Raw genomic sequence first — 22,408 nt, 5'->3', positions numbered from 1 at the left:
AAGCGTGATGCCTCATACGGGGGGCCCGAGGACAGGACTGAAGCCTCTTATGAGCAAGCCGGAGAACGGATCTGCCCTCGCCCGCGTGAGCTCGCTGCTCCGTGAGGTCGCCAGATTCGGCGCTGTCGGCGGGCTGGGCGTCCTGGTCAACCTCGGAGTCTTCAACCTGCTCCGCCACGTGACCGACCTGCAGGTGGTGCGCGCGAGCGTGATAGCCACCCTGGTGGCCATCACCACGAACTACCTGGGATTCCGCTACTTCGCCTACCGCGACCGCGCCGACCAGACCGGGGCGGGGCGCACCCGCGAGCTCGTCCTGTTCGTCGCCTTCAGCGCGATCGGCCTGGTCATCGAGAACGGCATCCTCTTCACGGCCACGTACGGCTTCCACTGGGACGGTCCGCTGGCCTCGAACTTCTTCAAGTTCACCGGCATCGGCATCGCCACGGTGTTCCGCTTCTGGTCCTACCGGAGCTGGGTCTTCAAGGCCCTGCCCGCGCCGGCCGCGTCCTCGCTGGTGTTCGAGCAGCGCGACGGGCAGGGCGAGGTCCCCTTGCGGACCCCGGAAACCGCCGCGAACTAGAGTTCCCCTCCCCCGCGCCGCGCTTCAGCGGACCGTCTCGGCCGGCTCGACGCGTTCCGGCGCGGTCCGGCTGAGGAACAGCGCGAACACCGGCGGCTGGGTCTGGAGCAGCTCCAGGCGGCCGCCGTCGGCCTCCGCGAGGTCGCGGGCGACCGCGAGGCCGATGCCGGTGGAGTTGCGGCCGCTGATGGCCCGCTCGAAGATCCGGTTGCCGAGGTCCGGCGGGACTCCCGGCCCCTCGTCGGTGACCTCGAGGACCGCCTGGTTCCCGATCACCCGGGTCCGCAGGGCCACGGTGCCGCCGCCGTGCATGAGGGAGTTCTCCACGAGGGTCGCCAGGACCTGCGAGACCGCGCCCGGGGTGCCCACGGCCCGCATGCCGGTCTTCCCCGAGCGCACGATGGCCCGTCCGGCGCTGCGGTAGGCCGGGCGCCACTCCTCCACCTGCTGTTTGACGACCTCGTCGAGGTCGAAGGGGACCGCGGAGCCCGTCCGGGGGTCCCGGGAGTTCGTGAGGAGCCGCTGCACCACGTCCGTGAGCCGCTCCACCTGGGTCAGGGCGATCGTCGCCTCCTCCCGCACGGTCTCCAGGTCATCGGTGACGGTGATCTCCTCCAGCCGCATCGACAGGGCCGTCAGGGGGGTCCGCAGCTGGTGGGAGGCGTCCGCGGCCAGTCGCCGCTCGGCGGTCAGCATCCGTCCGATCCGTTCGGCGCTGGAGTCCAGTACGTCGGCGACGCGGTCCAGCTCGGGGACCCCGTACCGCTTGTGCCGGGGGCGCGGGTCGCCGGATCCGAGGCGCTCGGCCGTCTCGGCCAGGTCGGTGAGCGGGGAGGCGAGCCGGTTGGCCTGGCGTACGGCGAGCAGGACGGCCGCCACCACGGCGAGCAGGGCCACCGCGCCGACCACCGCCAGGGTCCGCCCGACCTCCCGGGTGACCGTGGAGCGGGACTCCTCGACGACGACGACCTCGCCCTGTTCACCCCGGGCGGTGCCCCGGATGACGCTGCCCTCGATGCGCGGCCCGACCTCGACGGGCGGCCGGCCCGGGAGCGTGATCCGCGCGTAGCGTCCGGCGTCGAGCCGTGCGGCGACGGCCTCCGCGTCGACCGGCTTCTTCTCGAGGACGTCGCCCTCCAGGCTGCCCACCAGTCTCAGGGCCTCGGACTCGATGCGGTCCTGGGCGCTGCTGGTGATGGTCCGGGTCTCCACGATGACGAGCGAGACGCCGAAGACGGCGATGACGACGAGCACCACGGCGAGCGTGGAGTTGATCAGGCGGCGGCGCATGGCTTAGAGGATGCCCTACGGCGGGCACGGGAAGCGGGCCGGCGGAGGCGGGGCGGCTCTGAGGCCGCCGCCCGGCGGAGAGGCCGCCGCCGCCCGGCTCAGCTCTTCTCGAAGCGGAAGCCGACGCCGCGCACCGTGGCGATGTAGCGGGGGTTCGCCGCGTCGTCTCCGAGCTTCTTGCGCAGCCAGGAGATGTGCATGTCGAGGGTCTTGGTGGAGGACCACCAGGTGGTGTCCCAGACCTCGCGCATCAGCTGGTCGCGGGTGACAACCCGGCCGGCGTCGCGGACCAGGACGCGCAGCAGGTCGAACTCCTTCGCCGTGAGCTGGAGCTCCTCCTCGCCCATCCACGCGCGGTGCGACTCGACGTCGATCCGCACCCCGTGGGTGGCGGGGGTCTGGGAGGCCTCGTTGGCGCCGCGCCGCAGCAGGGCCCGGACCCGCGCGAGCAGCTCGGCGAGACGGAAGGGCTTGGTCACGTAGTCGTCGGCGCCGGCGTCCAGGCCGACGACCGTGTCGACCTCGTCGGCGCGGGCGGTCAGGACCAGGATCGGGAAGCCGTGGCCCTCGGCACGCAGCCTGCGCGCGACCTCCAGGCCGTCCATGCCCGGCAGCCCCAGGTCCAGGACGACAAGATCGACGCCGCCCTGCAGTCCCGCGTCCAGGGCGGTGGGGCCGTCCTCCCGGACCTCGACCTCGTACCCCTCCCGGCGCAGGGCGCGGGCCAGGGGTTCCGAGATGGATGCGTCGTCCTCGGCGAGCAGTACACGCGTCATGTGGGTGATGGTAGTCCGCGGCGGGGGTTGGCAGAGGACCGCCCGCAAACCCCTGCCGATCTGCTCTTTCGATCTACTAACGACCTTAGAATGTAGCGCTGCGGTTCCTAAATGACCTGTGATCCATATCTCAAGTGCTTTCATATGCGCCACTGTCGTGTCGTATGGTGTCGAGACGCCTGATGCACTACCTCAGAGACTTTCGCGCCAAACCAAGCCGGAAGTCTCCATTTCTGTCCAGACCGGACGGGCACCCTTTCCGGAATGCCCGTCCAGGGCCTGGCCGCAGTCAATGACCTATGGGCCGGGCCCTGGCGCGATGGTGCGCCACAGGGCGTGGATCCCGGTTGTGGATGTCCTTCGCCTCCACCCTTCCAGGAGCGGCACCCCAGGGCGTGGGGACGGGACACCGCCGCCGGTACCGGCCACCCTCACCGGGCGCTGATGAGCTCACGAAGCCAAGCGTCCCGAGCAAGCAAGGATCGACCATGGCTTCCAGCCTGACGAGGGACTCTGCGGATCCGTCCGCCGACAAGACCTTCTTCGGCCACCCCCGTGGCCTGGCCACTCTGTTCATGACCGAGATGTGGGAGCGTTTCTCCTACTACGGCATGCGCGCCCTTCTCGTCCTGTACCTGGTCTCCGGTGGCGTCGACGCCGCGACCGGCAGCCAGGGCGGCGGCCTCGCCTTCACGATGGCCACGGCCACGGCGATCTACTCCGTGTACGTGGCGATGGTCTACCTGATGGCCATGCCCGGCGGCTGGTTCGGTGACCGCGTCTGGGGTGCCCGCAAGACGGTCGCCATCGCCAGCTTCGTGATCATGGCCGGTCACGTGTCGCTCGCCATCCCCGGCCAGGCGATGTTCTTCCTCGGCCTCATCCTGGTGGCGGTCGGCTCCGGTCTTCTGAAGGCCAACATCTCCACGATGGTCGGCCACCTCTACTCGGGCCCGGACGACCCGCGTCGTGACGGCGGCTTCACGCTGTTCTACGTCGGCATCAACCTCGGCGCCTTCGTCGCACCGCTCGTCATCGGCAGCGTCGGCGAGACGGTGAACTGGCACCTCGGCTTCCTGCTGGCCGCGATCGGCATGGCGCTGGGCCTGGTCCAGTTCCTGCTCGGCAGCAAGCACCTGAGCGCCAAGAGCAGCGTGGTCCCCAACCCGCTGTCGGCGCAGGAGCGCAAGACCGTCATCACGAAGGTCCTCATCGGTGCGGGCGTCGTCGCCGTCTTCTACGGCGCCGTCGCCGCCCTGGGCCTGTACACGCTGAACTGGGCGCTCGTCCCGATCACCGTCGCCGGTCTGGCCATCCCGGTGGCCGTGCTGATGAAGATCAAGCGCGACCGCGACCTGTCGGGCACCGAGCAGTCGAAGATGACCGCGTACATCTGGTTCTTCGTGGCCGCCGCCGCGTTCTGGATGATCTACGACCAGGGTGGTTCCACCCTGTCGCTGTTCGCCGACTCCAAGACCGCGGACTCGGTCCTCGGCCTGGGCTTCCCGGCCACCTGGTACCAGTCGCTGAACCCGCTGTTCGTCATGGCGCTGGCCCCGGTCTTCGCCTGGCTGTGGGTCTGGCTGGCGCACCGGAACAAGGAGCCGAACACCATCGTGAAGTTCGCGATGGGTCTGGTCCTGATCGGCGCCTCGTTCTTCGTCTTCATCGTCCCGATGAACATGGCGGGCGACGGCACCAAGGTCTCCCCCATGTGGCTGGTCTCGATCTACATGATCCAGACCATCGGTGAGCTGTGCCTCTCCCCGGTCGGCCTCTCGCTCACCACGAAGATGGCTCCGCAGAAGTACGCCTCCCAGATGATGGGCGTCTGGTTCCTCGCCGTCACGGCGGGTGACTGCGTCACCGGTCTGCTCTCCATCGGTGGCGTGGACCTCAACGGAACCGGGGTGATCGCCCTGGAGGCGACGGCCGCCGTCGTCGCCGGTCTGGCGATCTACGCCTACCGCAAGAAGGTCCAGGCGCTGATGGGCACCGTCCACTAGCGGCGCTCCTTCGCACGGTGCGGCCCGGCACACCACTGGTGTGCCGGGCCGCACCGTTTCCTACGCGCCCGTGGTTCAGCCGCGGCCGCGCAGGCGCCGCCACGGCGTGAAGGTGAACACGGCGGCACCGAGCAGGATCACCGTGCCGGCGACCAGGGCCAGGGCCCTGATGCCGCCGTCGTCCGCGGCGCCGGTCTCGGCGAGGTTGCCCGAGGAGGCCGTGCCCGAGGAGGTGTTGCCCGAGGCGCCGGGCGAGCCCGCGCCGCCCTCCTGCGCGGTGGTGTCCAGCTCCAGGGAGACCCCGGTGGTGGTGGCGGTGCAGGGCACCACGATCGGGGTGGCGCCCGGGGCCATGACGACGTCGATGGTCATCTGGTCGGGGCTCAGCGTCGCCTTGCCGGTCTTGCCCGGCTTGTAGGTACCGGTCATGTCGCTCAGCGTGACCGGATCGCCCGCGCCGATGGCCGCGGTGTTCGCGGGACCGGAGACCTTGACCGTGCCGCTGTCACCACCGCCGATCTTGATGTTCATCGAGGGTTTGAGGGCGCCCGCCGGCAGCGGCGCCGGGCTCTTCATCGCCCCCTTGGCCGTCTTGACGGTCAGGTCGTAGGCGCCGCCGTTCTTCTTGGCGTTGACCGTCACCGGGGTCTTGATGCCCCCGGGGAGGAAGGCACCGCAGTCGTAGGCGACCTCGACGGCCTTGCCCGGGAAGTCGGTCTGGCCGCCGCTCCCGCCGGTGGTGCTGCCGCTGCCGCTGGTGGTGCTGCCGGTGGTGCCCGGGGTACCGGTGGTGGCCCCGGTGGTCCCGCCGCCGCCCTCGGTGACCTTGATGGTGACGCCGACCCCGACCGACTCCTGCGGCGTGCAGTGGGTGAGCAGGCCGCTGAAGTCGACGTCGTACTTGCCCGGCGACACGGTGACGTCCCCGGCCTTGGTCAGCTTGAGCTTGGCCTTCATGTCGGAGATGGTCATGGGCGACTTCTTGGGGATCGGCGGATTGCTCCGCGCCCCCTCCATCTTCAGCTCGCCGCTCTGCGCCCCGCCGACCTTCGCGTAACCGATCGGCTTGATGCTGTCCTTGGGCAGGTCCATCAGGTCGGTGTTGTTCGAAGCCGGCTTGACGGTCTTCCAGACCACCTCGACCTCGTCGCCCACCTTGGCGGTGGCGGGGGCGGTGACCGAGGCGGTGGTCGTGCCCTGGACCGGACCGCCACCGCCCGCCGGCGGAACGCACTCCACCTTGTAGGAGACGTCGGCCGCCTGGGCGGGGCTAGCCGCCAGCAGGATGCCCGCGCCGCCGAACAGCAGCGCGACCGCGGCCGCGCTCACCCTCCGTTGGGTCCTCACGATTGTCCCTTCGTCGTCGGACTGTTCTCAGACGGTGCGGACGTCTGTGGTGCCTGTGGTGCCTGTGGTGCCTTCGGTGCTGGTCGTTCGGATGGAGCGTCGGTCCCCGGCGCGCTGTCCGGGGTGAACCACGGCAGTACCGCCGTGGTGGTCTGTGGGGGTTCGGCCGCCGCCTCGGAGCGGACGGGCGCGAGGCCGCGTACGGGTCCGCGCGCGGAGCCCCGTACCGCCGGGATCCTCGGCAGCCGGGCGGTCACGGCGGCCGGCGCCTCGGGCGGGCGGGGGCCCCGGTGGCGGCCGCCGGCCGCGTCGCGGGGGCGGACCCTGTCGACGACGGCCATGCCGACGCGGAAGACCGCGGCCGGGACGACCACGAGGAGCAGGCCCCAGAACAGCAGCACCCCGTACGGGCGGTCCACGCCCCAGGGCTGGGTGGCCACGACCGTCTCCCCGTACTTGAGCGAGAGCGTGTAGTCGCCGTGGGCGCCCGCCGGGAGTGCGGCGTCGAGGGAGACCTCCGCCTTGCCGCCGGGCGGGATGGTGCCCTTCCAGCGGACTTCCTCCCACAGGGGCGCGAACACCCCGTGGGCGGTGCCGAGCTGGAAGACCGGGTCCTTGACCGGGGCGGAGCCGAGATTGCCGACGGTGACCGTGAACGTCCGGCCGGGCGGGGCCCCGAACCAGGTCAGTACGGAGTCCTCGCCCTTGAGCCGGACCCCGGTGAGCATGGCCAGGCGGGCGGTGCCTCCCTCGGCGGGCAGCTCGGCCACCGGGTGGTCGGTGATCTTCAGCGGGGCGGCCACGGTGGACTGGTCGCCGTTGACCGAGGTCACGTTGACCACGCACGGGCAGGGCTTGGGCGGGGCGACCACCGGGAGCCGGGCGGCGAAGTGCCCGTCGTCGGCGACGGAGACGGCGACGCCGTCGGCGTTGGCGCAGCTGTTGGTGCCCCCGATCATGTTCTGCCCGCAGACCAGCAGCATCACCATGGTCTTGCCCCGCCAGCCCGTACCGGTGACCGACAGCTCGGTTCCCTTGGCGGCCTCGCCGAGGGAGAGCGCCACGGCGGGCTTGGGTCCGTCGTCCGCGGCGGCCGCAGCCGGGAACAGCGCCAGCACACAGGCCGCCGTCCCCACCAGCCCCGCGAGCCCCGCCGCGGCGAGGGCCCTGACCTTGCCGCCGCGTGTCCCACCGGCCTTGGCGCTCACCTGGATGCTCCCGTCAACTCGTGTTCCGGTGCTGCGGACTGGTCGGGTACGGCGCTCCCGTGCCGCGGCGGCCCGCCGTCCCCGCCCCCGGTCCGCCGCCTGCGCACGAGGAGCAGCGCGGCCGCCGTGGTCGCGCCGAGGCCGGCCAGGCCGACGCCGGTCCGGCCCGCGATCCCCCAGGGCAGGAACCACCGCGAGGTGCTCCCCGTGGCGCGGGCGCCGCCGGGGGCGGTGACGGTGACCTCCAGGGCCACCCGGTCGAAGACCGGGGCGCCCGGCCAGGGTTCGGTCAGCTCCACCCGCTGGCCGGGCAGCACCTCGACGGCCACGGGGTGGGCGCCGCGGCCCGCGACCTTGCCGAAGGTTCCGTCGGCGCGGACCGACAGCTCGGGCGTGAGCGCGACGTTGCCGCGGTTGACCAGGGTGTAGGCGACCCGGGCGCCCGCGCCCTTGCCGCGTACGGAGACGTCCTCGACGGTGAGCGCCGCCAGGGCCGGGCCGCCGACCCGCAGGTGGACCCGTACGCCCACCTCGTGTCCGGCCTCGGTGGCGACCACGGCGGCCGGGTGGTCGCCGGGCGGTGAGCCGGGTGGCACGGTGACGGTGAAGGGGACCACCGCGCGGGTGTGCGCGGGGACCTTGACCGTGGCGCCCGCGCCGAAGCTGATCCAGACGCCCGCGCCGGTGGACTCCCGGGCGGGGCGCACCGCGAAGGCGCCGCCCGCCGTGTTGTAGGCATCGGCCCCGCGCAGGGTGATGGTGTGCTCCCGGTCGCTGGTGTTGTCCAGGGCGAGGCGGTCCTCCAGCACCGTGCCGGAGGTGCCCGCGAGGTAGAAGTACGGACGGGCCCCGGCCTTCGGCGGCGCCGCCGGGGCGCTGCCGGCGACGGGTTCGGCCGTCCAGCCGGGCTCGTCGGCCGCGGCGGGGACCGCGGCCGCGGCGTGGAGCACGGCGGCGGCGGCCGCGGCGAGCAGGAGCGCGGCGGGCCTGCGGGGGGTGTGGTGCACGGGCATGACCGGGGGCGCTCCGTTCAGGACCGGGCCCGCTGGCCGCGCCGGGTCAGCCAGAGCACGCCGGCGGCGCCGGAGAGGACCACGGTGGCGCCGAGGGTGCCCAGCGCGATCGCGGAGTCCTCGGGACCGGTCTGCGGGAGCGTTCCGTCGGTGGGGTCCTCGCCCGGCCCGGGGGCGGCGCCCTCGGCGCCCGTCACGTCCAGTTCGAGGGACGGCTCGGGGCTGTTGCCGGGGGTGCAGGTGGTGGTCGTGCTCATCGCCTTGATCGTGAGGACACCGGGAGTGAAGGTGACCTTGCCGCTCTTCTTGGGCGTGTAGGTGCCCGAGAGGTCGGTGATCTTGATGGGCGTGTCGGCGGGTGCGGCCTCGGGATTGGGCGGCCCGGAGACCGGGACGGAGACCTTCTCGGCTCCGTCGACGAGGATGACGGCGCTGGGGCTCATGGCGCCCTTGCCGAGCTCGATGGGGCTGGAGGAGACGCCCTTCTGGAAGCTCATGGTGAGCTTGTAGGAGCTGCCCTCCTTGACGGCCTTGATGTCGATGGGCGAGACGGCCGACTTGTCCCCGATCGGGGTCTTGCAGTCGTACTGGACGTCGATCACGGCGGCGTGGGCTGCGGGGGCGGCCAGCAGGAGCGCCGATCCCGCCAGCGTGGAGGCCAGCGCGAACGCGGTGCGGGCGGTGGAGCGTTTCCGGTCGGACACCTTCGTCTTCCCCTCGTACCTCGGCCACAAGTTACTGACGGCACATCAGATTGGTGGCTCAAGGTACGCCGGGGGCCTTGCGGAGGGAAGACAAAGGACGGCGCCGGATCAACGGCCCGTCCGGGGACCGTGATCGGCGCCGGCGCCGTCCTGATGTGGCGGGTTTCAGGCCACCTTGCGGCCCTTCTGCCAGACGGCGGAGACCAGCGGAACGCCCGGCCGGTACGCGAGGTGGACGTGGCTGGGGGCGTCGAGCAGGACCAGGTCCGCGCGGGTCCCGGGGGTGAGGGCCCCGATGTCGGTGCGGCGCAGGGCGCGGGCACCGCCGGCGGTGGCGGACCACAGGGCCTCGTCCGGCGTCATCCGCATGTCGCGGACGGCGAGGGCGATGCAGAACGGCACGGAACTCGTGTAGGAGGAGCCCGGGTTGCAGTCCGTGGACAGGGCCACGGTGGCGCCCGCGTCGATCAGGCGGCGGGCGTCGGGCCACTGGGCGCGGGTGGAGAACTCGGCGCCGGGCAGGAGCGTGGCGACGGTGGTGGCCGAGGCCTGCGCCAGCGCGTCGACGTCGGCGTCGGTGAGGTGGGTGCAGTGGTCGGCGGAGGCGGCTTCGAGCTCGACGGCGAGCTGGACGCCGGGGCCGTACGAGAGCTGGTTGGCGTGGACGCGCGGGATGAGCCCGGCGGCCGCTCCGGCGGTGAGGATCGCGCGGGCCTGGTCCCCGTCGAAGGCGCCCTTCTCGCAGAACACGTCGACCCAGCGGGCGTACGGGGCGCAGGCGGTGAGCATCTCGCCGGTGACGAGGTCCACGTAGCCCGCGGGGTCCCGCGCGTAGTCCGGGGAGACGATGTGCGCGCCGAGGTAGGTGACCTCCTCGGTGTGCGCCGCGGCGATCCGCAGGGCGCGGGCCTCGTCGGCGACGGTCAGGCCGTAGCCGGACTTCGTCTCGAAGGTGGTCGTGCCCTGGCGGCGGGCCTCGTCGAGGTGGCGCACCAGATTGGCCTCGAGCTCGGCGTCGGAGGCGGCGCGGGTGGCGGCGACGGTCGTGCGGATGCCTCCGGCGGAGTAGCTGAGGCCGGACATGCGGGCGTTGAACTCGGCGGTGCGGTCGCCCGCGAAGACGAGGTGGGAGTGGGAGTCGACGAAGCCGGGGACGACGGCGCGGCCCTCCGCGTCGAACGCGGAGTCGGCGGCGGGGGCTGCGGCGGCCTCGCCGACCCAGGCGATCGTGTCGTCCTCGATGACGACGGCCGCGTTGCGGATCAGGCCGAGGGGGGTGCCGTCGCCGAGCGCGGGGTCGTTGGTGACGAGGCTGCCGATGTGGGTGATGAGGGTGGTGGTCACGGGTTCCTCTCGGGGGACCGACGGCGTCAGCCGCGGACGGCTGCGATCGACTCGGCAAGGGCCGCGGCGACGTCGCCCACCAGGGTGTGCGCGCCGTCGCGGACGATGTGACGGCCGGCCACGACCGTATGGCGCACGTCCGCGGCGGTGGCCGCGAAGACGGCCGTCTCGGCACCCAGTCGGGGCAACGCGCCGGCGGTCCGGACGGAGTCCAGCGCGATCGTGGTGAAGTCGGCGAGCGCGCCCGCCTCCAGGCGTCCCGCGTCCGGCCGGCCGAGGGACGCGTGGCCGTCGGCGGTGGCCGCGGTGAGGAGGGCGTTCGCCGTCCAGTGACCCCGGGTACGGCTGCGCAGGCGCTCGTTCAGCTCCATCGCCCGGGCCTCTTCGAGCAGGTCGATGACGGCGTGGCTGTCGCTGCCGAGCGAGAGCGGGCTGCCCGCGCGCTGCAGGCGGGTCGCGGGGCCGATGCCGTCGGCGAGGTCGCGTTCGGTGGTGGGGCACATGCAGGTGCCGGTGCCGCTGCCGCCGAGGATCGCGATGTCGGTGTCGGTGAGGTGCGTGTTGTGGACGCCGGTGGTGCGCGGGCCGAGCACGCCGTGGTCGGCGAGCAGTTGTGTCGGCGTCCGGCCGTGGGCGGCCAGGCAGGCGTCGTTCTCGGCGGTCTGCTCCGAGAGGTGGACGTGCAGCGGGGCCCCGCGCTCCTCGGCCCAGCGGGCCACGGCGGCCAGCTGGTCGGCCGGCACCGCGCGCACCGAGTGCACCGCCGCGCCGATGGTCGCGTGCCCGCGCGGCGTGAGGGCGCTGACCCGCTCCGCCCACGCGTCGGCGGTGCCGTCGGAGAAGCGCAGCTGGTGCGGGTTCGGGGCCTCGCCGAAGCCCGCCGAGAGATAGGCGGTGTCGAGGAGGGTGATCCGGATGCCGGCCTCGGCGGCGGCCTCGATCAGGGCCTCGCCCATGGCGTTCGGGTCGGCGTACCGGGCGCCGCCCGGCGCGTGGTGGACGTAGTGGAACTCGCCGACGTTCGTGATGCCGGCCAGCGCCATCTCCGCGTACACGGCGCGGGCGAGCGCGAAGTACGTGTCGGGGGTGAGGTTCTGGGCGACCTTGTACATGACGTCGCGCCAGGTCCAGAAGGTGCCGCTGCCGACCTGGACGGTGGAGCGCAGGGCCCGGTGGAAGGCGTGGCTGTGCGCGTTGGCCAGGCCGGGGACCGTCAGACCGCGCAGCACCTCCGCTCCCGGGGGCGGGGCGTCGACCCCGGTGCGCAGGGCGGTGATCCGCCCCTCGGCGGATCCGCCGGTGGAGCCGTCGGCGGCCCCCGTGGCGGAGCCGCCCGTGGAGACCGTCAGGGCCACGCCCGGCTCGACGTGGGTGCCGAGCCAGGCGTGCTCCAGCCAGTACGTGTTCAGCGGCACGCGAGGCCTTCCAGTACGTCGGCGAGGGCGAGGACTCCGGCGACGCAGTCGTCCTCGGCGGCGAACTCCCGCGGGGAGTGGGAGACGCCGGTGGGGTTGCGCACGAACAGCATCGCGGTCGGGACGGCCGCGGAGAGGATTCCGGCGTCGTGTCCCGCGCCGGTTCCCAGGACGGGGACGGTGCCCCCGAGGAGCCGGTTCAGCTCGTCCCGCAGGGCGTGCTCGAACTCGACGACCGGGGTGAAGGACTCCCGGACGACGTCCAGGTCGATGCCGTCCTGTTCGGCGCGTTCGCGGGCGGCCTTCTCGATCGCGGTCACGACCGTGTCGAGGGTGACCTGGTCGGCGGCCCTGGAGTCGAGCCAGCCACGGACGAGCGACGGGATGGCGTTGACCCCGTTGGGCTCCACGGAGATCTTCCCGAAGGTGGCCACGGCCCCGGCGAGGGCGGCCTCGGCGCGGGCCGCGAGCACGGTCTGCGCGTACGTGATCATCGGGTCGCGGCGGTCCACCAGACGGGTGGTGCCCGCGTGGTTGGCCTCGCCGCGGAAGTCGAACCGCCAGCGGCCGTGCGGCCAGATGGCCGAGGCGATGCCGACCCGGTCCCCGGACAGGTCCAGGGCGCGCCCCTGCTCCACGTGCAGTTCGACGAAGGCGCCGATGCGGGCGAGCCGCTCGGGGTCGGCCCCGATGGTCCCGGGGTCGTACCCGGCCGCTTCCATCGCCTGCGGCAGGCGGATCCCGTCCGCGTCGCGGAGCTCGTAGGCCTTCTCCTTGGTCAGCTGCCCGGCGCTGAGCCGGGAACCGACGCAGGCGAGGCCGAACCGGGCCCCTTCCTCGTCGCCGAAGTTGGTGATGGCAAGTGGCCTGGCGAACTCCGCGCCCCTCCTGCGGAGTTCGTCCAGGGCCGCGAAGGAGGACACCACCCCGAGGGGGCCGTCGAAGGCCCCGCCGTCGGGGACGGAGTCCAGGTGGGAGCCGGTGACGACGGCGTCACCGGCCAGGGGGTCGCCGAGCCAGGCCCACTGGTTGCCGTTGCGGTCGGTCTCGTACGCGAGCCCGCGCGCCTCGGCCTGCGCCTGGAACCAGGTCCGGCAGTCGACGTCGGCCCCGGTCCAGGCGTACCGGCGGTACCCGCCGCTGCCCCGGTCCCGGCCGATGGGCCGGAGCTCGGCCCACATCGCGTGGAACGAGGCTCCGGCGGCGGCTTCCTGGGTCACGCCGAGTCGCCTTCGCGCATCGGGACGCGGACGCCGCGCTCGTCCGCCACGGACTCGGCGATGTCGTAACCGGCGTCGACGTGGCGGATGACGCCCATGCCCGGGTCGTTGGTCAGGACGCGGCGGATCTTCTCGCCCGCGAGCTTCGTGCCGTCGGCGACGGTGACCTGGCCCGCGTGGATCGAGCGGCCCATGCCGACGCCGCCGCCGTGGTGGATGGAGACCCAGGAGGCGCCGGAGGCCACGTTGACCATGGCGTTGAGCAGCGGCCAGTCGGCGATCGCGTCGGAGCCGTCGAGCATGGCCTCGGTCTCGCGGTACGGGGAGGCCACCGAACCGCAGTCCAGGTGGTCGCGGCCGATGACCAGCGGCGCGGCGAGCGTGCCGTCGGCCACCATCTCGTTGAAGCGCTCGCCAGCCTTGTCGCGCTCGCCGTAGCCGAGCCAGCAGATGCGCGCGGGCAGGCCCTGGAAGTGGACGCGCTCGCCGGCCATCTTGATCCAGCGGTGCAGGGACTCGTTCTCCGGGAAGAGCTCCAGCATCGCCTTGTCGGTCTTGTGGATGTCCGAGGCCTCGCCGGACAGCGCCGCCCAGCGGAAGGGGCCCTTGCCCTCGCAGAACAGCGGCCGGATGTAGGCGGGGACGAAGCCGGGGAAGGCGAAGGCGCGGTCGTAGCCGGCCAGCTGGGCCTCGCCGCGGATGGAGTTGCCGTAGTCGAAGACCTCGGCGCCCGCGTCCATGAAGCCGACCATGGCCTCGACGTGCGTGGCCATGGACTCGCGGGCGCGGGTGGTGAAGCCCGCCGGGTCCTTGGCGGCGTAGTCGGCCATGTCGTCGAAGGCGACGCCGGTCGGGAGGTAGGCGAGCGGGTCGTGTGCGGAGGTCTGGTCCGTCACGATGTCGATCGGGGCGCCCTCGGCGAGCATCTGCGGGAGCAGGTCGGCGGCGTTGCCCAGCAGGCCGATGGAGAGCGGCTTGCGGGCGTCGCGGGCCTCGACGGCGAGCTGGAGCGCGTGGCGGAGGTTGTCGGCCTTGACGTCGAGGTAGCGGTGCTCGATGCGGCGGTCGATGGCGCGCGGGTCGACGTCGATGCAGATCGCGACGCCGTCGTTCATGGTGACGGCCAGGGGCTGGGCGCCGCCCATGCCGCCGAGGCCGGCGGTGAGGGTGATGGTGCCGGCGAGGGTTCCGCCGAACTTCTTGGCCGCGACGGCCGCGAAGGTCTCGTAGGTGCCCTGGAGGATGCCCTGGGTGCCGATGTAGATCCACGAGCCGGCGGTCATCTGGCCGTACATGGTCAGGCCGAGGTGCTCCAGACGGCGGAACTCCTCCCAGTTGGCCCAGTCGCCGACCAGGTTGGAGTTCGCGAGCAGGACGCGCGGCGCCCACTCGTGGGTCTGCATCACGCCGACCGGGCGGCCGGACTGGACGAGCATCGTCTCGTCCTGCTTCAGGGTCTGGAGCGTGCGGACCATCGCGTCGTACGAGCGCCAGTCGCGCGCGGCCTTGCCGGTGCCGCCGTAGACGACGAGCTTGTCGGGGTGCTCGGCCACCTCGGGGTCGAGGTTGTTCTGGAGCATCCGCAGCGCGGCCTCCTGCTGCCATCCCAGGGTGCTCAGGTCGGTACCTCGTGCGGCACGTACGGGGCGGGGTCCTGACATGGCGGTGCCTCCTCCGGTGTTGGTCAAATCCATTCACATCCTCGCGCCCTGAATAGATTCAGTCAACAGCTGCGGCCGGCCGCGCCGGATGATGGGATGAAGAACATGGCCGAGACCGCTGACACGCCCGGGACCGCCCGCGGCGCCACCGATGCCGCAGCCGGTGCCGCACAAGGCGCGGCCGATGCCGGAGCCGATGCCCGAGCCGATGCCCGTGCCGGTGCCGACAGCGCCGGCCGCCGGGCCCGGCGGCGCGACCTGGCCGTCCGGGCCGCCGTCGAGCAGGGCCTGGTCGACGCCGGCTCCCCCCTGGTCTGCCTGCTGGACACGGCGGGCATCCGCGCCTCCGGCGCCGCCCTGACCGCCGCGTTCGCGGCCGCGGTCGCCCCCGGCACCCCCGTCCTGCACGCCTTCGCCGTCAAGGCCGCCCCGCTCGTCCCCGTACTGCGGCTGCTCGGCGACGCCGGGCTGGGCTGCGAGGTCGCGAGCCCCGGCGAGCTGGCCCTGGCCCGCGCCGCGGGGATCGCCCCGGAGCGCATCGTCCTCGACTCCCCCGCCAAGACCGCCGCCGAACTGCGCGAGGCCCTCACCCTCGGCGTCGCCGTCAACGCCGACAACCGGCAGGAACTGGAACGCCTCGACGCGCTCGTCGCCTCGGCCCCGACCCGGTCGCCGATCGGCGTACGGATCAACCCGCAGACGGGCGCGGGCGCCATCGACGCCCTCTCCACCGCCACGGCGACCTCGAAGTTCGGCATCGCCCTGCGCGATCCGGGCGCGCGCGCATGGCTCGTACGGGCGTTCCTGGACCGGCCGTGGCTCACCCGTCTGCACACCCACTCGGGCTCCCAGGGCGTCCCGCTGGCGCTGATCGCCGAGGGGGTGCGGGAGCTGTACGCGCTGGCCGAGGAGATCAACGCGGCGGCCGGCCGGCGGCAGGTCGACACGCTGGACATCGGCGGCGGCCTGCCGGTGAACTTCGCCTCCGACACCGAGAGCCCGGTCTACGCCGAGTACGTCTCGGCCCTGCGCTCCGCCGTCCCCGGGCTCTTCTCCGGCGCGTACGGCCTGGTCACGGAGTTCGGGCGGTCACTGCCGGCCAAGCACGGGCTGGTGCTGTCCCGCGTCGAGTACACGAAGACCACCGGCGGCCGGCCGATCGCCCTGACGCACGCGGGGGTGCAGCTGGCCACCCGCACGGTCTACGCCCCCGCGGCCTGGCCGCTGCGGATCCTCCCCTACGACGCCCGGGGCGTCCCCCTGACGGGCCCGCCGGTCGCCCAGGACGTCGCGGGACCGGCGTGCTTCGCCGGCGACCTCCTGGCGAGGGCGCGGGAGCTGCCGCTCCTGTCCCCGGGCGACCTGGTCGCCGTGCCCGACACGGGCGCGTACGCCTTCACGGCGCACTACGGCTACAACAGCCTGCCGCGGCCGGCGGTGCACGGCTTCGTGGTGACCCCGGAGGGCGGCGTCCGGTTCTCCCTGGCCCGCCCGGCGCAGTCGCTCGCCGAGCTCACCGCGGAAGCGGGCGGGGCCCTGCGCGACGCCCTGCTCTGACACGCCGCCCGCGGGCGGCGCCGTCCGCGGGGACGCGCCGGGGCCTCAGCCGGCCGCCAGGGTCGCGGCCCCCGACGCCCCCGCCCAGCCCGGCCCTGCGCGCCGTACGCAACACCCTGCTCCCGCTCCTCGCCCGCGTTCCGGCCCCGGCGGCGCCTCGCCACCGAACCGGCCGAGCCCGGCCGTCGCCAGTGCCGTGACCGGGGCCGGCGCCGCGGTCGCCGCGACCGGACTACTCCACGAACAGGCCCCGCGCGACGGCCCGGGCGTCGAAGGCCTCCAGGCGGGCCTGCGCATCCGGAAGGGCGTCGGCCATCGCCTCCAGCAGCACCCGCCCCAGCAGCATCGGCGCGCACGCCGTGTCGAACGCCAGCCCCGTCCCGACCGGTGCCGGGATCAGCAGGTCCGAGTGCCGGGCCACCGGGGCGAAGGCCGAATCGGCGACCGTCACCACCGTCAGCCCGGCCGCCCGCGCGTGCTCCAGGGCCTCCGCGACCTCCTTGGGGTGCCGCGGCAGCGCGAAGCACAGGAGCGAGGACGCCCCGGCGGCGCGGGCCGCGTCGATCCGGTCGGCGAGCATCGTGCCGCCCTCGTCGAGCAGCCGCACGTCCGGATGGACCTTCGCCGCGAAGTACGCGAACCCGCGCGCCTGCGAGGAGGCCGCGCGCAGCCCCAGTACGGGCAGCGGGCTCGACGCCGCCAGCAGCCGCCCCGCCTCCTGGACCGGCGCCGGGTCGGCGAGCATCGCGGACAGCTGCCGCAGGTTCTCGATCTCGCCCTGGACCGCCTGCTGGTACTCGTTGTACGCGTCCTCGTGCTCTGCCCCGGCGCGCTCCGCGGGGGCCACCTCCCGCAGGTGCTTGCGCAGCGCGGGATAGCCGTCGAAGCCCAGCGCCACCGCGAACCGGGTCACCGACGGCTGGCTCACGCCGGCCAGCTCCGCGAGCTCCACGCTCGACAGGAAGGGCACCTCCGCGGCCCCGCGCACCATGCAGTGCGCGATGCGCCGCTGGGTCGGCGTCAACCGGTGCCCCTCGAACAGCTTCTGCAGCCGCGCTGCCGGGCTCTCGCTCATCCCGTCCCCCTCCGTCCCGTCCGCAACCGGTGAGATATTCAGTCACGGAGCACTCTGCATGCGGTTATGCAGCACGGCAAGCCGCGCCTTCGACGCACCGCCCGCATCGTGTCCGTGCCGGGCGACACGATGATGCCCGTCGCCACGCCCGTCGCCACGGCCGTCGCCATGATCTCGCTCGGCCACGGGGTGAGCGGCCCCGGCGGCCTGATACGGGGGCTAGCCCCAGTGCGGGCGCGAGGCGCTGATTCCTAGGGTGGCGGTATGGAGTCCCAGGAGCTGAAGAAGGAACTCGCGGCCACGCTCGACGCCCGGCGGGAGCTGGGTCCGGAGTACGAGGCCGCGCTGCTCGACTCGTTCGTCGACAAGGTCGACACCCAGGTCAGGCGGCGTCTCGCGGAGGAACTGCTGTCCGCGGCCCGCCCCCGGCGCTCCGCGGAGCCGGTGGACGGCGGCTTCGGAGAGCGCTTCGGCTTCGCGGTCATCACCCTGGTGCTGGCGATCCCGCTCTCCGCGATCGGCGCCGCCCAGGCCAGGCTCAGCGGCCTGATCGTCGTCTGGCTGGGCATCCTGGGCGTGAACTACGTCCACGCCGTCACGTCCCGCCGCCACCATGCTCCCGGCTCCCGGGACTGACTGACCCCGGCCCGCCCGCGGGCCGGTACGGCGTACGGCGGCGGGGGCCGGCGAGGAGTTGGCGCGGGGACCGCCGCACCCCGGTTGCCCGGGGGCGGGACGACGGCGGTCCCCGCGAAGGACACGGGCCGGGTCAAGGGCCGTCCGCGCGTCCGTGCGTCCACGCGGTCCGGGAGCCGCTCCGGAGGCGCGCCGACGCCGTTCGTGGTGCCGGCCGGGTCCCGGTTCCCCGGTTTTCCCCGCCGACGACCACCACTGTGCCGGAGCCGTGTTAAGCCGGTGCTGCCGTGACGTGACGGCACCGTACCGATTGTGCGTCGGCCGGGACACCGGCCCCCGGGGAACTACTTCGCGGTCTTCGCCAGGAACGCCAGCAGGTCCTGGCGGCTCACCACGCCCGTCGGCTTGCCCTCGACCAGGACGATCGCCGCGTCCGCCTCGCCCAGGACCGCCATCAGCTCGGACACCGGTTCGCCGGAGCCGACCTGCGGGAGCGGCGAGGACATGTGCTTCTCCAGCGGGTCGCCGAGGGACGCCCGCTGCGCGAAGAGCGCCGCCAGCAGTTCCTTCTCGACCACCGAGCCGATGACCTCGGCCGCCATCACGTCGGGGTGGCCCGCACCCGGCTTGACGATCGGCATCTGCGAGACGCCGTACTCGCGCAGCACCTCGATGGCCTCGCCGACGGTCTCCTCGGGGTGCATGTGGACGAGGGAGGGGATGCTGCCCCCCTCCTTGTCCGCCAGCACGTCACCGATCCGCGCGGCGGGACCGGCGTCCTCCAGGAAGCCGTGCCCGGCCATCCACTCGTCGCTGAAGATCTTGCTGAGGTAGCCGCGCCCGGAGTCGGGGAGCAGGACGACGACCACGTCGTCCGGGCCGAGCCCCTCCGCCGCGCGCAGCGCCGCGACGACCGCCATGCCGCAGGAGCCGCCGACGAGGAGGCCCTCCTCCTTGGCGAGGCGGCGGGTCATCTGGAAGGAGTCCTTGTCGGACACCGCGATGATCTCGTCCGTCACGTTGCGGTCGTAGGCGGTCGGCCAGAAGTCCTCGCCGACGCCCTCGACGAGGTACGGGCGGCCCGAGCCGCCGGAGTAGACCGAGCCCTCGGGGTCGGCGCCGATCACCTTGACCTTGCCGCCCGACACCTCCTTGAGGTAGCCGCCGGTGCCGGAGATCGTGCCGCCCGTGCCGACGCCGGCCACGAAGTGGGTGATCTTCCCGTCCGTCTGGTCCCACAGCTCGGGACCGGTGGTCTCGTAGTGCGAGCGCGGGTTGTTCGGGTTGCTGTACTGGTCGGGCTTCCAGGCGCCGGGCGTCTCGCGTACGAGGCGGTCGGACACGTTGTAGTACGAGTCCGGGTGCTCGGGGTCGACGGCCGTCGGGCAGACCACCACGTCGGCGCCGTAGGCGCGCAGCACGTTGATCTTGTCGAGCGAGACCTTGTCAGGGCAGACGAAGATGCACTTGTAGCCCTTCTGCTGGGCCACGATGGCGAGTCCTACACCCGTGTTGCCGCTCGTCGGCTCCACGATGGTGCCACCGGGCTTGAGGGCTCCGCTCTGTTCTGCGGCCTCGATCATCCTGACGGCGATCCGGTCCTTCACGGATCCGCCGGGATTGAAGTACTCGACCTTGGCAAGGACGGTGGCCTGGAGGCCTTCGGTCACACGGTTGAGCTTCACCAGCGGGGTATTGCCGACGAGGCTGATCATCGAGTCGTGGAATTGCACCATGTTCTCCAAGGAGGGGACTCCACGGGTTCTCCGGGAGGCTCGGCCAGAGTATGCGCAAAGGGATTGGCCGACCGGCAGTACGGGGCAGGTAGGTCATCAGGACCAGGTACCGAGGAGGTGGCACGAGGGTGTCCAGGGCGAGGACGGCCCGCCGGATCGCGGCGGGCGCGGCGTACGGCGGGGGCGGGCTCGGGCTCGTCGGGGCCGCCGCGGTGGGGTTGGTCGTGGCCGAGTTGCAGTTCGCGAAGCGGACGGTCGGCTCCGGGCTGGCCGATCCGCCGCGTGCGGACGGGCTGTACGGGAGCGAGTTCGGCGGGCCGGAGCTGAGCCCGGGCCCGCTGCGGCTCGGCATGCTGGGCGATTCCACGGCCGCCGGGCTGGGGGTGCACCGGGCGCGGCAGACCCCGGGCGCGCTGCTGGCCTCGGGGCTGGCGGCGGTGGCCGAGCGGCCGGTGGAGCTGCGGAACGTGGCGCTGTCCGGGGCCATGTCCGACGACCTGGACCGGCAGGCGGGGCTGCTGCTGGACGGGGACGAGCCGGCCCCCGACGTGTGCGTGATCATGATCGGCGCGAATGACGTGACGCGGCGCATGCCGCCGACCCAGTCGGTCCGGCTGCTGACCGGGGCCGTGCGCCGGCTGCGGCTCGCGGGCTCCGAGGTCGTCGTCGCCACCTGTCCGGACCTGGGGACCATCGAGCCGGTGTACCAGCCGCTGCGGTGGCTGGCCCGCCGGGTGTCGCGGCAGCTGGCCGCGGCCCAGACGATCGGGGTGCTCGCGCTGGGCGCCCGTACCGTCTCGATGGGCGATCTGCTGGGGCCGGAGTTCGCGGCGAACCCCCGCGAGATGTTCGGTCCGGACTCCTACCACCCGTCGACGGAGGGCTACGCGACCGCCGCGATGGCCGTGCTGCCGACCCTGTGCGCGGCCCTGGAGCTGTGGCCCGAGTCGGACCGGCTGGACGTGTCGCGCAACGAGGACATGCTCCCGGTCGCCAAGGCCGCCTCGGCGGCGGCGGGACTGGCGGGCACGGAGGTCACGGGGGCGCGGGGACCGTGGGCCCTGCTCAAGTACCGGCGCCGGCGGCGGGTGCCGGGCGAGGACCTCGCGCAGGGGACCGGAGGAGCCGACGGGACGGGCCGGCCCCCGCGGGGGGACGGAAAGGCGGGCGGGAACACGGCCAGAGCGACCGGAGTCACATCGAAAGGGCCGTGACCTCGACGGTACGGGGCGGTAACTTCGCATGCGGTCCCGGTACGACACCACCTCCCTTGGAGCCCCGATGCCCGAAGCCGTCATCGTTTCCACCGCCCGGTCTCCCATCGGCCGCGCCTTCAAGGGATCCCTCAAGGACGTCCGACCGGACGATCTGACGGCCACGGTCATCCAGGCCGCCCTCGCGAAGATCCCCGAGCTGGACCCGCTCCTGATCGACGACCTGATGCTGGGCTGCGGCCTCCCGGGCGGCGAGCAGGGCCACAACCTGGGCCGCATCGTGGCCGTGCAGATGGGCATGGACCACCTGCCCGCCACCACGATCACCCGCTACTGCGCCTCCTCGCTCCAGACCTCCCGGATGGCGCTGCACGCCATCAAGGCGGGCGAGGGCGACGTCTTCATCTCCGCGGGCGTGGAGATGGTGTCGCGGTCCGTGAACGGCTCCTCCGACGGGATCCCGGGCACCCACAACCCGTTCTTCGCCGAGTCCGAGGCCCACACCGCCTCGGTGGCCCAGAGCACCGGATCCACCTGGCACGACCCGCGCGAGGACGGCCGGACCCCGGACGCGTACATCCAGATGGGCCAGACCGCCGAGAACCTGGCCCGCCTGAAGGGCGTGACGCGGCGCGACATGGACGAGTTCGGCGTGCGCTCGCAGAACCTGGCCGAGGAAGCCATCAAGAACGGCTTCTGGGCCCGCGAGATCACCCCGGTCACCACGCCGGACGGCACGGTCGTCTCCACCGACGACGGCCCGCGCGCCGGGGTCACCCTGGAGGCCGTCGAGGGCCTCAAGCCGGTCTTCCGTCCCGACGGCCTGGTCACGGCCGGCAACTGCTGTCCGCTGAACGACGGCGCCGCGGCGCTGGTCGTCATGAGCGACACCAAGGCCCGCGAGCTGGGCCTGACCCCGCTCGCCCGGATCGTCTCCACCGGCGTCACCGGCCTCTCCCCCGAGATCATGGGCCTGGGCCCGGTCGAGGCCTCCAGGCAGGCGCTGCGGCGCGCGGGCCTGACCGTCGGCGACATCGACCTCTTCGAGATCAACGAGGCCTTCGCGGCCCAGGTCATCCCCTCCTACCGGGACCTCGGGATTCCGCTGGAGAAGCTGAACGTCAACGGCGGGGCCATCGCCGTCGGTCACCCCTTCGGGATGACCGGCGCGCGCATCACCGGCACGCTGATCAACAGCCTGCAGTTCCACGACAAGCAGTTCGGCCTCGAGACGATGTGCGTCGGCGGCGGCCAGGGCATGGCGATGGTCATCGAGCGCCTGAGCTGAGTACGCCGAGCCGGTCGCGAGGACGCGGGCGAGGAGGATGCGCGCCCTGAGCGCTCCGCGACCGGCCGAACACGGCTCGGCCGGCCGCGGCCGGACCGATCAAGGCCCGAGGTCAGGCGCCGCACGGGATCCGCTCGATCCCGGGCCCCGTACGGACTGCGAATCCAATCCTGTCGCGGCCAATCTGTGACCAAATGTCCCCCAGGATGTGACCTTCATCTTGGGGGATCGTCATATCCCCAGGTCAGACCATGTTCCGGCGGGGGCCCTGGGACGAAAGGCCTGTCCAATTCATGACGTAATGCACTGCCGGCCATTCCCAGGTGAGGACAAGC

Annotated in this window: 18 protein-coding genes; 6 read left to right on the top strand and 12 right to left on the bottom strand. The window is 72.8% G+C overall.

Translation table 11 applies throughout. The features are described from left to right. Positions 1-49 precede the first annotated feature (49 nt). Entirely contained in the window at positions 50-583 is a 534-nt protein-coding gene (locus ABZY44_RS19905) for a GtrA family protein (protein ID WP_356655522.1), read from the top strand. A 24-nt stretch (positions 584-607) separates the two neighbouring features. Here ABZY44_RS19905 and ABZY44_RS19900 read toward each other — a convergent pair whose 3' ends face one another. Then, entirely contained in the window at positions 608-1,873 is a 1,266-nt protein-coding gene (locus tag ABZY44_RS19900; protein ID WP_356655520.1) for an ATP-binding protein, read from the bottom strand. 98 nt (positions 1,874-1,971) lie between these two features. Continuing rightward, positions 1,972-2,649: a response regulator transcription factor gene (locus tag ABZY44_RS19895; protein WP_267753822.1), complete on the bottom strand. Its 678-nt coding sequence runs from the start codon at positions 2,647-2,649 to the stop codon at positions 1,972-1,974. A 488-nt stretch (positions 2,650-3,137) separates the two neighbouring features. On the opposite strand from ABZY44_RS19895, the gene ABZY44_RS19890 reads away from it, so the two are divergent. Next, a complete protein-coding gene (locus tag ABZY44_RS19890) occupies positions 3,138-4,655 on the top strand; it encodes an oligopeptide:H+ symporter (protein WP_356655518.1) in 1,518 nt (505 codons plus the stop codon). Positions 4,656-4,730: 75 nt separating this feature from the next. Here the strand turns inward: ABZY44_RS19890 and ABZY44_RS19885 are convergent, their stop codons facing one another. The 8 genes from ABZY44_RS19885 to hutU all read right to left on the bottom strand — a co-directional run bounded on the left by ABZY44_RS19885 (position 4,731) and on the right by hutU (position 14,567). Further along, entirely contained in the window at positions 4,731-5,984 is a 1,254-nt protein-coding gene (locus ABZY44_RS19885; RefSeq protein ID WP_356655516.1) for a hypothetical protein, read from the bottom strand. Between the two features lie 14 nt (positions 5,985-5,998). Then, positions 5,999-7,210 (bottom strand): hypothetical protein, encoded by a 1,212-nt coding sequence (locus tag ABZY44_RS19880; protein WP_356655514.1) that lies wholly within the window; start codon positions 7,208-7,210, stop codon positions 5,999-6,001. After that, the gene (locus ABZY44_RS19875) at positions 7,207-8,223 is read right to left on the bottom strand and encodes a hypothetical protein (RefSeq protein ID WP_356655512.1); all 1,017 of its coding nucleotides are present in this window, start codon (positions 8,221-8,223) and stop codon (positions 7,207-7,209) included. Before ABZY44_RS19875 ends, ABZY44_RS19880 begins: the two co-directional genes overlap by 4 nt. A 17-nt stretch (positions 8,224-8,240) precedes the next feature. Continuing rightward, positions 8,241-8,927 carry an LPXTG cell wall anchor domain-containing protein gene (locus ABZY44_RS19870; protein WP_356655510.1) on the bottom strand — a complete coding sequence of 229 codons (687 nt, stop codon included), beginning with the start codon at positions 8,925-8,927 and terminating at the stop codon, positions 8,241-8,243. Positions 8,928-9,092: 165 nt separating this feature from the next. Continuing rightward, complete coding sequence (hutI, locus tag ABZY44_RS19865; RefSeq protein WP_356655508.1) at positions 9,093-10,271, bottom strand: imidazolonepropionase; 1,179 nt, start codon at positions 10,269-10,271, stop codon at positions 9,093-9,095. A 26-nt stretch (positions 10,272-10,297) separates the two neighbouring features. Further along, entirely contained in the window at positions 10,298-11,686 is a 1,389-nt protein-coding gene (locus ABZY44_RS19860) for a formimidoylglutamate deiminase (RefSeq protein WP_356655506.1), read from the bottom strand. Further along, positions 11,677-12,867, bottom strand: coding sequence for an allantoate amidohydrolase (locus ABZY44_RS19855; RefSeq protein WP_356655554.1), 1,191 nt, complete (start codon positions 12,865-12,867; stop codon positions 11,677-11,679). Before ABZY44_RS19855 ends, ABZY44_RS19860 begins: the two co-directional genes overlap by 10 nt. Before the next feature lie 35 nt (positions 12,868-12,902). Continuing rightward, positions 12,903-14,567: a urocanate hydratase gene (hutU, locus tag ABZY44_RS19850; protein ID WP_356655504.1), complete on the bottom strand. Its 1,665-nt coding sequence runs from the start codon at positions 14,565-14,567 to the stop codon at positions 12,903-12,905. A 105-nt stretch (positions 14,568-14,672) separates the two neighbouring features. On the opposite strand from hutU, the gene ABZY44_RS19845 reads away from it, so the two are divergent. Then, on the top strand, positions 14,673-16,124 hold the full coding sequence (locus ABZY44_RS19845) for a diaminopimelate decarboxylase (protein WP_356655502.1): 1,452 nt from the start codon (positions 14,673-14,675) through the stop codon (positions 16,122-16,124). A gap of 232 nt (positions 16,125-16,356) precedes the next feature. Here ABZY44_RS19845 and ABZY44_RS19840 read toward each other — a convergent pair whose 3' ends face one another. Then, positions 16,357-17,199 carry a MurR/RpiR family transcriptional regulator gene (locus ABZY44_RS19840; protein WP_356655500.1) on the bottom strand — a complete coding sequence of 281 codons (843 nt, stop codon included), beginning with the start codon at positions 17,197-17,199 and terminating at the stop codon, positions 16,357-16,359. Between the two features lie 264 nt (positions 17,200-17,463). Between ABZY44_RS19840 and ABZY44_RS19835 the strand changes: the two genes are divergently transcribed. Next, a complete protein-coding gene (locus tag ABZY44_RS19835) occupies positions 17,464-17,835 on the top strand; it encodes a hypothetical protein (protein ID WP_356655498.1) in 372 nt (123 codons plus the stop codon). Between the two features lie 344 nt (positions 17,836-18,179). Here ABZY44_RS19835 and ABZY44_RS19830 read toward each other — a convergent pair whose 3' ends face one another. Then, positions 18,180-19,568 (bottom strand): cystathionine beta-synthase, encoded by a 1,389-nt coding sequence (locus ABZY44_RS19830; RefSeq protein WP_356655552.1) that lies wholly within the window; start codon positions 19,566-19,568, stop codon positions 18,180-18,182. Positions 19,569-19,699: 131 nt separating this feature from the next. On the opposite strand from ABZY44_RS19830, the gene ABZY44_RS19825 reads away from it, so the two are divergent. After that, positions 19,700-20,785 (top strand): SGNH/GDSL hydrolase family protein, encoded by a 1,086-nt coding sequence (locus tag ABZY44_RS19825; protein WP_356655496.1) that lies wholly within the window; start codon positions 19,700-19,702, stop codon positions 20,783-20,785. 67 nt (positions 20,786-20,852) lie between these two features. Continuing rightward, positions 20,853-22,073 carry an acetyl-CoA C-acetyltransferase gene (locus tag ABZY44_RS19820; RefSeq protein ID WP_356655494.1) on the top strand — a complete coding sequence of 407 codons (1,221 nt, stop codon included), beginning with the start codon at positions 20,853-20,855 and terminating at the stop codon, positions 22,071-22,073. The last annotated feature ends 335 nt before the right edge of the window (positions 22,074-22,408 follow it).

The organism is Streptomyces sp. NPDC006544 (assembly GCF_040611715.1).
Taxonomy (GTDB): Bacteria; Actinomycetota; Actinomycetes; order Streptomycetales; family Streptomycetaceae; genus Streptomyces.
Note: the sequence above shows the minus strand (reverse complement) of the source record. Positions and strands in the feature narration are given on the sequence as shown.